Here is a 13,142-nt window from a genome sequence, read left to right on the forward strand (position 1 = left end):
ATAAAACAATTGTATCAGTTTAACTATGAAACTGCAACATTTAAACAAAAAGAAAAGCACACACGCACACGTGCTATGTGTTTGCCCTTCCCATCCCATGAAGGGATGTTCTGGCAAAGCCGTCTTTCATCCTACGATTAAAACCGTGGGCTTTCAGTCGGCAATCACTGTAATAGCAAAACTAAAAAACTCGTATCCTTCACGGATACGGGTTTTTTAAAATCATGGAGATTTCCGAAGTCCAATGCCATTCAAAATCAATTACGTCATATTACTTAATGGCGAGAGCATTACAGATCTCGAATAACAGGGTAGATTGAACGTTAATGGTTAATATCGCACTTGTTCATAATGAAGGAGATTTGATTCTCCAATCGGTTGAGTTGTTCCTGTGTTTCCTTGTCTTCAGCACCTTGTTCCCGCAGAGCGGCAAGCTCTTGCTTGAGCTGATGGAGATCGTCGCTGGCTTTCGCGCAGTCGTACTCGCTTTCCAGATTGTCGAGCATCATGGTTCCTCCCTGGTTGTATGGTGTTGTTCTTCACTAGTATGGAGGATACTTCCAAAGTTATTCACGGCTTCGGTTAAACAAGCTTTTTTCGAATCGCGCCGGAAATCAAGTCGGTTAAAGTAATCATAACGATAATCCCGAGCAAAATAATGCCGACGCGGTCCCAATTCCGTGAGCTCAGCGCGAAAATAAGCGGTGTCCCGATGCCACCTGCGCCGATGACGCCGAGGATGGTGGCGGAGCGAAGGTTGATTTCGAAGCGGTAGAGGATGTACGACAAAAAACCGGGCAGTACCTGTGGCACAACGGCTAACCGGACAATTTGCAGCCTAGTCGCACCAGCAGCGATCAGCGCTTCGGAGAACAGTTTACCGAGCATGCCTACTGAATGCAGACCGAGTGCCAGCACGCCTGCAAAAGAGCCGGGGCCCACCGCCTTAATGACAATAGCGCCATTACGATCTCAGGAAAAACACGGATGAGGCTGAGCACACTTTGCCTGATCCGGAGGCGAATATGGACCCGGTCATGTTGGCCGCGGCCCAAAAAGCGAATGGGATACAGATGACAGCCGAGATGATCGTCCCCAGGATCTAGAGTCAGCAGGCTGAAATATAATGGCGCCGACTTGCCGAGGTTGGAAAAATATAATTATGACAATCCTTGTCACTATTAGCAGTTATGATTGAGCTAAGGATGATCATCTTACATTCTTTTTCATAGTAGGGGGAAGAGAAGTAACGATTTTCATCAAATATTGAATGATAAGAAGGGATGAACTAAACATGTATATAACCGTTTCAGATTTTATTACAGAATGGAAGAGAGAAGCAGAATTAACGCAAAAGGTGTTAGACAGTTTGACGGATGAATCATTACGGCAGCAAGTCTATCCTGAAGGCAGGACGCTGGGGAGAATTGCTTGGCATTTCGTAACGAATACCCCTGAATACTTGACTGAATTCGGGCTTGTTCTCGATCAGGTACAAGATTCGGATGAAGTACCCTCCGCGAACCAAATCGCCGAGACCTTTAGAAAAATAAGCTCGGAAGTAGCAACAGCTCTTGAAGCACAATGGACGGATGATACTTTAAAACAAATTCAGAATGCCTTTGGACGTGAGGAATCAAATGCTACTATCTTTATGGGATTGATTAAGCATATTGCTCATCATAGAGGACAGATTACCGTTCTTATGCGTCAGGCGGGGTTAAATATTCCTGCGGTATATGGACCTTCAAAAGAAGGGTGGGTACAAATGGGAGTAGAAAATCCGCCACTTTAAACATGAATAAAGCTCGGAGAAAAAAACATACATGCATTCAAAGTCGCGAACAATCGCGGCTTTTTTGTTTGACGATGGATGTTCATGAACAAATTTCATCCCCGCCTTGCAGTTTTTATAGTACAATGGAATTTGTGGGTTTTCTCATAGATTAGTGTCGTGATTTTAGCGGAAGAGGAGTTATCGAGCAAGTGAAAAAGTTATATTCAACATGGTTCGGAAGTTATTGGAGTCCTTATCTGGTTATGGCTCTGGCCGGTATTCTCAGCGCGGTCTACTTCGGAATCACCCATACGGTATGGGCTGTAACCGGTGAGTTTACCCGTCTCGGAGGGCATATTCTGGAATTCATCGGGGTGGACATTTCGGATTGGGCGTATTTCGACCTCGTCCATATGGACGGAACGACATGGACGCGGACCGACGGATGGATCGTATGGGGCATGTTTATCGGAGCCCTCATTACGATTCTGTTGAGCAGCAATTTCAAGATCCGAATGCCGAGACAGAAACGGCGGTACGTTCAGGGATTTGCCGGCGGAATCATCGCGGGCTTCGGAGCCCGGCTGGCTCTGGGCTGCAATCTCGCAGCCTTTTTTACCGGCGTGCCTCAATTCTCCCTTCATTCCTGGATCTTTATCGTTGCTACTGGCGCGGGCACATTCTTGGGTGCTCGGCTGGTGAACACAAGATGGTGGAAAGGGAAACCCGTTCTGAAAATGGGCGGTACAATGCCGTCCGTTAAATCGGGTAAGAGCCGGCAACCTCTACTGGGGGCTGTGTTAGGTCTTGCGTACATCGCGCTGATCGTATACTTCTATGTAACTGGCCGCACAATGCTGGGGACAGCCGCCCTTTTCGGAGCGGCATTCGGCATTCTGATCGAACGGGGGCAGATCTGCTTTACTTCCGCTTTCCGCGATTTGTGGATCAGCGGCCGGGCGACGATGACAAAAGCGATTGCTGTCGGCATGGCAGTCAGCTCTGTCGCTACGCTTATCGTTATTCTTGTATACGGTCTGGACCCGATTACGAAAATTGCCGCGCCCAGTACCTTTATCGGCGGATTGCTCTTCGGCCTGGGTATTGTCATGGCCGGCGGCTGCGAAACCGGCATGATGTACCGGCTGATGGAGGGACAAGTTGTCTTTTTACCCGTGTTTATCGGCAACATTATAGGCGCAACCGCTTTGGCATATGCATGGGATCATATGGGGGTATTTAACTTACTCGTGAAGAGCGGCTCGCCAATCAACCTGATCACCGTCATGGGTCCGGCGGCTGCATTGATTGTTACGCTGCTCGTACTCGGGGGCGGATTCGCTATCGCCGCATACTGGCAAAAAAACTACCGCTTCGGCGTAGGATTCAAGAAAGGGGATGCAACCCATGTCCGTTGATTTCACACTGGACCTCCGGGGGGAATCTTGCCCATACCCGGTCATCTACACACTTGAAACGCTCCGTGATATGAAAAAAGGACAAACGCTTCAGGTCATTTCGGACTGTCCGTCCGCTTTTCGCAACGTGCCGGAGGAAGTCGTAAAACACGGCTACACCATGGCACAGGAGCCGGTCAAAAACGGCCAGGAATTCAGCCTGTTTATTCAGGCGTAATGCTATTCTCATAATCGCGTAAAAGGCCTCCCTTCTGACATTCTGACAGGGGGGCTTTTTTGTGTGAGGCTGTTCTGCGGCAACTGAAAGCAACATGGAATGTTATCCTTGATTGGTGGTTTGCTTGGATAATGACTTTATAATGAGAAAAAAGGAAGTGATCAATATGATACATATGAATTTGAAGAAATTGCGAAAAATGCACCGATTCACCCAAGAAGAAGTTGCCGAAAAGATCGGCGTGTCAAGACAAGCTGTTGCGAAGTGGGAAAATGGAGAGACTGTACCGGATATTCAGCATTGTACAGCTCTCGCGGATCTGTATGGCGTGGTATTGGATGATCTGGTCCATTATTCCGATAAGCATTCAGAAATCGGCCTTCGGCCGAAGGGAAAACATATTTTTGGAATGGTACGGGTCGGGGAACGTGGACAGATCGTAATTCCCAAAAAAGCCAGGGAAATATTAGATATACGTCCCGGTGATAGCCTGCTGGTTCTGGGTGATGAGGCGCAGAAGGGAATTGCCATTATGAAAAGCGAAGGCCTATTGCAGTTTGCGGAGGATATATTAAATGCGCAGACATACGAGGAGGAAGATGAGTGATTGCCATTCAAACGATGAATTTATCAAAAAGATACAAAACCAAAACCGCGGTGGGTTCGCTTAACCTTCAGATCGAGCAAGGCGAGCTGTTTGCACTGCTTGGCGTGAATGGTGCAGGAAAGACGACAACGATCAAGATGCTAACCTGCCTCAGTAAGCCGAGCAGCGGCGACGCCGCTCTGTTAGGAGACAGTATCGTCGCCAATCCGTATGCAGTAAAAGAAAAGATTAATGTGTCACCTCAGGAAACGGCTGTTGCTCGGAATTTGTCTGTGAAAGAGAATCTTGAGTTTATTGCTAAAGTTTACGGATTTGAGAGTCCAACTATAGCCGTTAAGGTGGAAGAAATGCTGGATACCTTTAGTCTTCGTGAGGTGGCTCAAGATAAAGCAAGAACGCTATCAGGAGGAATGCAAAGACGACTTAGTATTGCAATGGCCCTGATTTCGAACCCTTCGATCCTTTTCCTAGACGAACCCACACTGGGACTGGATGTCATCGCGAGACGGCAGCTTTGGACAGCTATTAAACAACTCAAGGGAAAAATCACCATCATTCTGACAACTCACCATATGGAGGAGGCAGAAGCGCTTTCGGATCGAATCGGGATTATGTCGAAAGGGAGATTAAAGGCAGTTGGAACTGCAGCAGAATTAACAGCAAAGACAAACACACCAACACTTGAAGATGCATTTGTATTTTTAGCTGCATTAGAGGAGGCAACAGGATGAGATCAACAGCATTTGCCACACGAAACCGCAAAGAAATGGTTAGAGATCCGCTGAATTTAGCATTTGGCATCGGCTTCCCATTGGTGATACTGTTACTTCTCTCAGCCCTTCAACAGAATATTGAAATTGAACTATTTGTCATTGATCATCTTGTTCCGGGCGTTGCCGTGTTCGGGTTCTCCTTCATTTCACTTTTCTCTGGAATGCTCATAGCGAAAGATAGGAGCTCATCATTTTTGATGAGACTATATACGGGTCCGCTAACAGCACCGGATTATATCGTGGGATACACATTACCATTAATTCCGATGGCAATTCTCCAAGTTGCCATAACTTTTGCTGCCGCATTCTTTTTGGGATTACAAGTAACGTTGAATGTTCTGCTCTCCGTTCTTGTGCTCCTTCCAACCGCTGTTCTGTTTATAGGAATCGGGCTGCTGGTAGGCAGTATATTTAATGAAAAGCAGGTAAGCGGTATATGTGGGGCGCTATTGACGAATCTTAGCGCATGGCTCAGCGGCACTTGGTTTGATCTGAATCTTGTCGGCGGTTGGTTTAAAGAGATTGCGTATGTTCTTCCCTTTGCTCATGCGGTTGATGCGGGAAGAGCCGCCATTTCAGGAGAATACGCTTCGATCTTACCTCACCTGTGGTGGGTGATTGGATATTCCGCTGTTATCATGGTCGTAGCCATTGTCGCGTTCAGGAAGAAAATGAGTGGTGACAACGATTAGAGGATGGACTCATGAAGAGGGGACGACCCTATGATACAACGAGAACAATTAATGGATCTCTCGGTAAGCTTACGGGCTGTAGAGTTAGAAAGGCTCTCCAAGTTATTTTGAATGACTTGGAGAGCCTTTTTATTGGGGAAGATCACATGAATCAGTACTTGATTTTAAGCGTGTCACCATGAAGATATACACCCTCGGAACGCGTAATCGGCAGCTTATGCTCAGCCGAAAAGCCGATGGTTTCCCCGTCCCTTAGAGTGACGTTCTGTTCAACGATATATAAAGAAATATCCATAAGGAATTCACGAAGCTCGGCAGGTGTCACCTGGCTGTCCAGCACCTCGATCTCGTCTTTACCAAAGGCTCTGAGTCCATATGTATATCCATTGATCCCCGATTCCGTACGAACGAGTCCGAAGTATACCAGATTTAACAGCGGAAATAGATCATCGGACTTCATGGTTTCAGCCATTTCCACAAAGAGCTCGGGCTGAAATACCGTGCCGGATGAATAGAGCCCGACGGCATTGGGCAATTTCAAACAGCTGGCCGCCAGTTTGGTGTATATTCTGCCGCTATCAAGCGGGGAAGCGGTACGCGAAAACACAGCCAGAATAAGCTGGCTGACATGGGTTTTGGTTACCTCCGCAGCCTCTGGCCACAGGTAGTTCCCTTGCGCGTAATGCTCAGCCTCGCCATCCGGTACCGGAGCATCAACGAAGCTGACCGCGACCATGCAGCCGTCTGCCTCAAAGACGAGAATTCCTTCCTTCTCCTCTCCGGAGCTGCTATCCACTGGGGAATAGGAAATATTCCAATCGTGCAGAAGGTTTGCTTTGATCTGTTCCAGGTCGCATTCCGTAGAGTTCAACAGAACGAAGCCGTTAAATATCCCGGATGATTCATTGGAGTCCATCGGGTTATCCTCTGGAGTTTCCCCTGCCTCATATAGCGCGGCCTGCTTCATCCAATACTCACGAATCATGTTAACCATGGCTACAGCTTCCTGTTCCGCAGTGGCAGGATGATATGGCTGCATCTCACTAAATACATGTCCACAATGCTCGGTGTCTGAGGGACTTTCATAACCGCCACATACGCCGACCAGCCATTTGCCAAATAGAGTCTTCTTATATTTGAATATATAATAATGCATATCGTGGAGATCAAATTCTCCCGCTAATTCGATTTTGCTGGGCTTATGGCCGAGCTCTCGTTCATTTGCCAGCCATTCGATCATTGAATCCTGGGCCGCTTGCTGTTGAGCTGTCATGTGTTCCTCTCCTTATATAAGCTCGATAGTATAACTGTTGTATTCTACCAACTTTTATTGAGTTCAGCAATACTAGCAAAAAGTGAAATATTAGGCGATGAGGGAACGTTTTTCGACTGCCGTATTCTAAAATATCAACCATAGAGGAATAAATCCCACTTGACAGGTGGCATTAATTGGTTTAATCTGGCCACAGGCATTACGCTTCAGTCATCATTAAATAATCATTCATTATCTTAGCATTGAACGATAAGGTCAGCCGATTGGTCCACCAAAGGCTCCTGTTTACTCGTTTTGTCGTTAATACGACGAAAGAGTAGATGGGGGCCTTTCTGTATTTTCAAGAGTTAGCTGTGGCAGATAAGGACCGGCATACGGAGGTTCATGACCCGAGAGAGGAGCGACATGGAAGAGAAGGATTGGGATTTATTGGAGGAGGCCGATTGGCATTTTCGTAAGGTGGTTCGCAGGTTTGTCAAAGAGCGTGACAAAATTTCGGTAGAAGGCACCTCACTGCCAGGCTTGTTGATTCTCAACACGATATTCCGGGATGGCGAGCAGAGGCTTGGCGAGCTGGCGGAACAGCTCGATTTCACATCCGGAGCTGTAACGGCGATATGCGACAAGCTGGAGACTTCCGGGTTCGCGATCAGAAGGCGAAGCAAAACAGACCGGAGAGCGATTGCCTTAGACATTACGGAAGCAGGAAGAGAGATGCTGCGGCGTAACGAAAATGTTGGCGGGTACATGATTGAGCTCATCTTTGGTGCATTCTCGCATGACGAGCTCAGGGAACAGATTCATTATTTTAAACGGCTCCATGAACATCTTGAAGGTTTCTCGGATTCCGTGCTTCGACAGTCCGCATTATCCGCCAAACCCCATGAAGTAAATGCTCAAGATAATCGCGGTTCCATGAAACGTTCGAGCGCATTTATTTCTTACTAAAATTCAGATTTGAAAGGAAGTTGTGTACGATGGGACATCCGACGATTTATCCAACAGGTACAACGGTATATAACCCGGAGAAGACTTGGAACGGTTACACGATATATCAAGCAGCGGATAGAGGAGCTCTCCTCATAGACATGAATGGAAGAGAGGTTCACTTGTGGAAAGGGCTTCGAGGATTTCCCAACAAGCTGTTTCCGGGTGGTTACGTGCTTGGCAGCACATCAGAGCGCGATCCGAAATACGGGTTTCAGGATGAGACCAATCTGGTGCAGGTCGACTGGGACGGCAATATCGTCTGGAAATTTGACCGTTATGAATACATAGAGGATCCGGGGCATCCGCCGCAGTGGATGGCACGTCAGCATCATGACTATCAGCGGGAAGGCAATCCCGTCGGTTATTATGTTCCGGGGCAAGATCCGAAGGTAGATTCGGGCAATACGCTCATTCTGGCCCACAAGAACGTGAAGCGTCCCGAGATATCCGACATCGAGCTATTGGATGACACCATTATCGAAGTGGATTGGGAAGGGAATGTAGTGTGGGAATGGGCCGTTAGCGATCACTTTGATGAACTCGGATTTGATGAGGATGCGAAGCTCGCATTATCCCGTGATCCGAATACCCGCGGCTTTGGAGCTCATGCGGGGGACTGGATGCACATTAATTCGGCATCGGTGCTCGGGCCTAACAGATTCTATGATGCAGGGGACGAACGCTTCCACCCCGACAATATTATCTGGGATGCTAGGGAGACGAATATTATTGCCATCATTGATAAAAAAAACGGGAATATCGTCTGGAAGCTAGGACCCGATTATTCCACGGAGGAAACGAAGCATATCGGCTGGATTATCGGCCAGCATCATGCCCATCTCATTCCACAGGGCCTGCCGGGCGAAGGCAACATTCTGATCTTTGATAACGGTGGCTGGGGCGGTTACGGAAAGCCGAATCCGGAAGCGGGGGATGGTTTGAAAATAGCTCGGCGTGACCATTCGCGCATCCTTGAAATCAACCCCGTTACTTTAGAGATCGAGTGGCAATATACGCCGACGGAAGCCGGATTCCAGGCTCCGCTTGACTCTTACCGTTTTTACAGCCCGTATATCAGCTCGGCTCAGCGGCTTCCGAGCGGCAACACCTTGATCACCGAAGGGGCGGATGGGCGAATATTCGAAGTGACACGAGAATTCGAGCTGGTGTGGGAATACATTTCGCCTTATAAAAACAGCCGCAACTCCAACATGGTCTATCGCGCATACCGGGTTCCTTATGAGTGGGTACCTCAGCTTGAATTGCCCGTTGAGACGGAGATTGCTCCGCTTGATGTTGCCGATTACCGCCTGCCGGGGGCTGCGCCGAGAGGTGCCGTTACGAGCGTGGAAGTAGAAGGCACAATCTCATATGGTGAGGGCGCGCTTTGCGTGGCCAGAACGGATGAAGTTGTGCATAAAGAAAGGGATCGCGATGAGTAGAAACCAATCTGTGAAGCAATGGAGTTTTTGGTTTCTGTCGGTGATTCTCACTATTAGTATGCTAAGCGGGTGTGGCAATGCTTCGGGGGAGCAGCAGGGGAGTCGGCTCAAACTTAAGATCGCGGATATTTCCACCAATACCGTGTTTCGTGTGGCGAAAGACAAGGGTTTCTTCGACAAACACGGAATTGATGCCGAATTGGTTAACTTCGCTACGCCGGCCGAAGGCGTAAACTCCTTATTCATCAAACAGGTAGACGTTGCATTCGGAGCGGACTTCCCGCTCCTGAACGCTGTCAGCAAAGGCGATTACTCCATCTTCGCTTCATCCGGTACAGCAACGGATTTAAGTGCGAGCGAATGGAAGCTGTTCGTTCGTAAAGAGATCGGGAGTGCTGCCGATCTCAAGGGTAAAAAGTTAAGTTTCTCAAGAGGCACGTTCATCCCTTATCTATGGGATGTTTATTTAGCTGATCACGGAGTTGCGTTGTCGGATGTGGAGCTGATCGGACAGGGAGGTTTCGACGAGGCATATGTGGCGCTTAAAAAAGGCGACATCGACGCCGCCTGGGTATATGGGGCAGTGCTGAACGAGAAGTTCGGCGCGCTTACCGAAGCCAAAGAATTGTCGGATATGTCCAAGACACCGGTAAGGCTTGGTACTGGATTGATCGCTTCGAATGAATTGATCAACAGCAACGAGAAAGGTTTCGTAGCGCTTCTGAAAGCGCTGGATGATGCGTCAGCTTATGCCCAGGCGCATCCGGAGGAAACGGCGGACCTGATGTATGAAGAAGTCAAGCAGCCGAGAGAAGCGACCCTAAAGGATCTGCCGAAGAATCCATGGAACATAGGTTTTACGAATAAAGCTTACGAAGGATTACAGGGTCAGAAGGAATATATGGTGGATAACGGCATCATCGAGAAGGATTTCGAACTGAAAGAGAAATTGAATCTGGATTTGGTGAGAGAAGCATTCCCGGATCGAGTCATTGAATTGAAGTGAGGAGATGAAGACGATGAGAGCAGCGTCAAGGCAGAATGAAATCCATATTGAACAGTTGAATAAAAGCTACACACAGCAACCCTCGGCAGGTGACTTGCACTATATTATCCAGGACGTCAATCTGGCGGTAAAAGGCGGCGAGTTCTTTGTTCTTCTGGGTCCAAGCGGGTGCGGTAAGTCGACGCTGCTTAGTTTGATTGCCGGTTTTGTATCCAAGACGTCGGGTCAGGTGAGAGTAGGCGAGAAGGAAGTAGAGCGTCCGGGACAGGATCGCGCCGTGGTATTCCAGCAAGCGGATTCCTCCTTGTTCCCATGGCTGACCGTAAGAGAAAATGTGGAATTTGGACTTCGCATGAAACGCATACCTGCCGCGAAGCGAAAGGACATATCCAACCAGTTTATTTCGCTAGTAGGTCTTGCGGGGCATGAGAGCAAATATCCACGGGAACTGTCAGGCGGTATGAAACAGCGGGTACAGCTGGCAAGGGTACTGTCCAATGACCCGGCGATTCTGCTCATGGATGAACCGTTCGGCGCATTGGATGCGATGACAAGGCGGACCATGCAGAGGGAGTTGGTACGCATATGGCAGGACACCGACAAAACCGTCATCTTCGTGACGCACGATATTCAGGAAGCTCTCCTACTGGGAGGACGTATCGGCATCATGTCAGCGGGACCCTCCTCGAAAATAACGGATATCTACGAGGTGCCTCTGGCTTACCCGAGAGATTTATCAGATCCGGCTTTCCATGCGCTGTATAACCAAATCCAATCGCATTTCGACGAGTAGAGAGGAAGGAAGACCCATGAGCAAGAAAATTAAGAAATGGTCGCTTCATATCCTGCTGTGGATCGCCGGCCTTGTCGTCTGGCAGTTGCTTTCCCTTGCGTATGGGCCTGAAATTCTGCCAGGTCCTATCTATACCGCCAAAGGCGGATACGAATTGTTGACGGATGGCACCCTGATTCAATATATCGGGATCAGTTCGTACCGGGTGCTGCTCGGCTGGACCCTCGGCAGTCTGATTGCGATTCCGGTCGGACTCATCATCGGAAAGGTCGGGCCGATTCGCGCTTTCGCCGAACCTTTCCTCAATTTCATCCGGTTCATCCCGCCGATTGCCTTCATCACCTTGTTTCTGGTCTGGTTCGGTATCGGGGAAACATCGAAAGTTATGCTTATTCTGTATGCAACTTTCTTCATTGTGGTATTAAATACGTTGACGGGCGTCTTAGCCGTGGAAGAGGATAAGATTCGCTCCGCCCGCAGCATGGGAGCATCCGAATGGCAGATTGTGCAGCATGTCATCATTCCTGCGACGGTCCCTTTTATGTTCACCGGCATCCGGCTTGCCATGGGTACCTCGTTCATGGCAATTATCGGGGCAGAGATGATCGCGTCCAATGAAGGCGTGGGGTATCTGATCTGGAATTCACGTTTGTTCTTCCGTACGGATTGGATTTTTGTCGGATTGATTTGTCTGGGTTTGATGGGGTTTATAACGGACCGTGCCGTGGGTCTGCTCGGTCGCAAGTTGTTGTCCCGTTACGGGGTAGTCAGTACAAATTCACTGCGTCGGTAAAACGTTAAAAATAAAAATGCATCTAAACAGCAACAGCACCCTTCATGAAAAGGGTGCTGTTGCTGTTCTTCCGCCGACATCATGATCCGGAATAATGGATCACCATGCTTAACCGGTTCAGGGAATCCCCGGAATTGTGATAAACATGAGGTTTGTCTGCCTTGAAGCGTATGGATTCCCCTTGATTTACCGTATATTCCTCATGATCGACACGAATGGTGACCTCACCTTCGAAAACGGTAATAAACTCTTCCGTCCCCTCGATATGGGCCTCTGCACTTAAATAACCGCCTTGTTCCATTTCTAATGAATACATCTCGAAGCGGCGTCCGTCCTCATACGGAAAATACGGATGAATTCGAATCCGGCCGTTATCCTCAACCAGTGCCTGTACCTCTTCCCTTGATACGACGACAGTTTCGGAATGCGGCTCATTGATCAACGATGAAAAAGAAAGTTTTAATCCGTTGGCAATCTTCCATACGGTGGTTATGGAGGGGCTCGATTCCCCGCGTTCGATCTGTCCCAGCATCGTCTTGCTGATGCCGGTCATTTCCGCGACTTTATCCAAACTCAGCTTTCGCTGCTCCCTGAACATCTTTAAATTGTTCGCCAATATCAGATTGATGGGCTTCAAATGATGGTTCACCTCTATACTGTACATATTGTGCGTTATAACATACATAATGTATGATGATAACGCACGGTCGCTATAACGACCGCTTACAATCACTATAACATACAAACAAGAAAGGAGTTATGAGCTTGTTTATCCTTCCGCTGTTGACGTATGCCATTGTCGCGTCATTTACGCCCGGCCCCAACAATATTATTTCGATGACGAATGCACGGAGCCACGGATTTAAAAGAACAATGCGCTTTATCGGAGGGGTAGCGGCTGGATGCTTGGTCATTATGTTGTTGTCCAGCTATTTCAATCTGGTATTATATCCATTCATCCCGAAGATTAGGTTTGTTATGAATATCATCGGATGCCTGTACCTGATCTATCTTGCCATTAAAATCATGCAGAGCAAGCCGCAACGTGCTGATGATGAGGCGCGTGGATTCAATACCTTTTATTTCGGATTCATCTTTCAGTTCATGAATCCGAAGGTTATTTTATACGGGATTACGGCCATATCGACCTTCGTCATGCCGATCTCTACGTCCCATGCGCAGCTGTTATCATACTCGTTCTTGCTCACGATCGTCGGCATGTGTGCCAACATGACCTGGGCGTTGTTCGGTTCGCTGTTCCAGCATTTGTTGTCCCGATATGAGCGCCCGTTTAATATATCGATGGGATTGCTTCTGCTGTACAGCGCATTTTCTATTTATGCCGCCAACTGATACACTCG

Annotated in this window: 15 protein-coding genes and 1 pseudogene; 12 read left to right on the plus strand and 4 right to left on the minus strand. The window is 48.2% G+C overall.

Annotated features, from left to right (window positions below; all coding sequences use genetic code 11):
* Positions 1 to 323: 323 nt before the first annotated feature.
* Together ABEW73_RS28700 and ABEW73_RS28705 are read right to left on the minus strand one after the other, a co-directional pair.
* Positions 324 to 506: a DUF2524 domain-containing protein gene (locus ABEW73_RS28700; protein ID WP_430171768.1), complete on the minus strand. Its 183-nt coding sequence runs from the start codon at positions 504 to 506 to the stop codon at positions 324 to 326.
* Between the two features lie 76 nt (positions 507 to 582).
* Positions 583 to 1,102 (minus strand): annotated as a pseudogene (locus ABEW73_RS28705) (PhnE/PtxC family ABC transporter permease); the annotation flags it as partial.
* Between the two features lie 192 nt (positions 1,103 to 1,294).
* On the opposite strand from ABEW73_RS28705, the gene ABEW73_RS28710 reads away from it, so the two are divergent.
* The 6 genes from ABEW73_RS28710 (at position 1,295) to ABEW73_RS28735 (ending at position 5,484) form a co-directional block, all read left to right on the plus strand.
* Positions 1,295 to 1,795, plus strand: coding sequence for a DinB family protein (locus tag ABEW73_RS28710; protein WP_430171766.1), 501 nt, complete (start codon positions 1,295 to 1,297; stop codon positions 1,793 to 1,795).
* Between the two features lie 245 nt (positions 1,796 to 2,040).
* Positions 2,041 to 3,195 (plus strand): selenium metabolism membrane protein YedE/FdhT, encoded by a 1,155-nt coding sequence (gene yedE, locus ABEW73_RS28715; RefSeq protein WP_430171787.1) that lies wholly within the window; start codon positions 2,041 to 2,043, stop codon positions 3,193 to 3,195.
* Entirely contained in the window at positions 3,185 to 3,412 is a 228-nt protein-coding gene (gene yedF, locus ABEW73_RS28720) for a sulfurtransferase-like selenium metabolism protein YedF (protein WP_015735163.1), read from the plus strand. The genes yedE and yedF overlap by 11 nt, the downstream gene beginning before the upstream one ends.
* Positions 3,413 to 3,578: 166 nt before the next feature.
* Entirely contained in the window at positions 3,579 to 4,019 is a 441-nt protein-coding gene (locus tag ABEW73_RS28725) for a helix-turn-helix domain-containing protein (RefSeq protein ID WP_430171765.1), read from the plus strand.
* Positions 4,019 to 4,750: an ABC transporter ATP-binding protein gene (locus ABEW73_RS28730; RefSeq protein WP_430171785.1), complete on the plus strand. Its 732-nt coding sequence runs from the start codon at positions 4,019 to 4,021 to the stop codon at positions 4,748 to 4,750. The genes ABEW73_RS28725 and ABEW73_RS28730 overlap by 1 nt, the downstream gene beginning before the upstream one ends.
* Positions 4,747 to 5,484 (plus strand): ABC transporter permease, encoded by a 738-nt coding sequence (locus tag ABEW73_RS28735; RefSeq protein ID WP_430171763.1) that lies wholly within the window; start codon positions 4,747 to 4,749, stop codon positions 5,482 to 5,484. Before ABEW73_RS28730 ends, ABEW73_RS28735 begins: the two co-directional genes overlap by 4 nt.
* Positions 5,485 to 5,635: 151 nt before the next feature.
* On the opposite strand, the gene ABEW73_RS28740 is transcribed toward ABEW73_RS28735, so the two are convergent.
* Positions 5,636 to 6,757: a DUF4261 domain-containing protein gene (locus ABEW73_RS28740; RefSeq protein WP_430171761.1), complete on the minus strand. Its 1,122-nt coding sequence runs from the start codon at positions 6,755 to 6,757 to the stop codon at positions 5,636 to 5,638.
* A gap of 405 nt (positions 6,758 to 7,162) precedes the next feature.
* Here ABEW73_RS28740 and ABEW73_RS28745 point away from each other — a divergent pair, with 405 nt between their 5' ends.
* Genes ABEW73_RS28745 through ABEW73_RS28765 form a run of 5 tightly spaced genes read left to right on the plus strand, consistent with a single transcriptional unit; the run spans position 7,163 to position 11,781 of the window.
* Complete coding sequence (locus tag ABEW73_RS28745; protein ID WP_430171759.1) at positions 7,163 to 7,705, plus strand: MarR family winged helix-turn-helix transcriptional regulator; 543 nt, start codon at positions 7,163 to 7,165, stop codon at positions 7,703 to 7,705.
* Positions 7,706 to 7,734: 29 nt separating this feature from the next.
* A complete protein-coding gene (locus ABEW73_RS28750; RefSeq protein WP_430171758.1) occupies positions 7,735 to 9,189 on the plus strand; it encodes an aryl-sulfate sulfotransferase in 1,455 nt (484 codons plus the stop codon).
* Complete coding sequence (locus tag ABEW73_RS28755; protein WP_430171756.1) at positions 9,182 to 10,195, plus strand: ABC transporter substrate-binding protein; 1,014 nt, start codon at positions 9,182 to 9,184, stop codon at positions 10,193 to 10,195. The genes ABEW73_RS28750 and ABEW73_RS28755 overlap by 8 nt, the downstream gene beginning before the upstream one ends.
* Before the next feature lie 13 nt (positions 10,196 to 10,208).
* Entirely contained in the window at positions 10,209 to 10,988 is a 780-nt protein-coding gene (locus tag ABEW73_RS28760; RefSeq protein WP_430171754.1) for an ABC transporter ATP-binding protein, read from the plus strand.
* Between the two features lie 16 nt (positions 10,989 to 11,004).
* Positions 11,005 to 11,781, plus strand: a complete 777-nt coding sequence (locus ABEW73_RS28765) for an ABC transporter permease (protein WP_430171752.1) — start codon at positions 11,005 to 11,007, stop codon at positions 11,779 to 11,781.
* A gap of 79 nt (positions 11,782 to 11,860) precedes the next feature.
* On the opposite strand, the gene ABEW73_RS28770 is transcribed toward ABEW73_RS28765, so the two are convergent.
* Positions 11,861 to 12,418 (minus strand): helix-turn-helix domain-containing protein, encoded by a 558-nt coding sequence (locus ABEW73_RS28770; RefSeq protein ID WP_430171751.1) that lies wholly within the window; start codon positions 12,416 to 12,418, stop codon positions 11,861 to 11,863.
* A gap of 128 nt (positions 12,419 to 12,546) precedes the next feature.
* Here ABEW73_RS28770 and ABEW73_RS28775 point away from each other — a divergent pair, with 128 nt between their 5' ends.
* Positions 12,547 to 13,134 (plus strand): LysE family transporter, encoded by a 588-nt coding sequence (locus ABEW73_RS28775; protein WP_430171749.1) that lies wholly within the window; start codon positions 12,547 to 12,549, stop codon positions 13,132 to 13,134.
* The last annotated feature ends 8 nt before the right edge of the window (positions 13,135 to 13,142 follow it).

This window comes from Paenibacillus lautus (genome assembly GCF_050482385.1).
GTDB lineage: Bacteria > Bacillota > Bacilli > Paenibacillales > Paenibacillaceae > Paenibacillus_AQ > Paenibacillus_AQ lautus_B.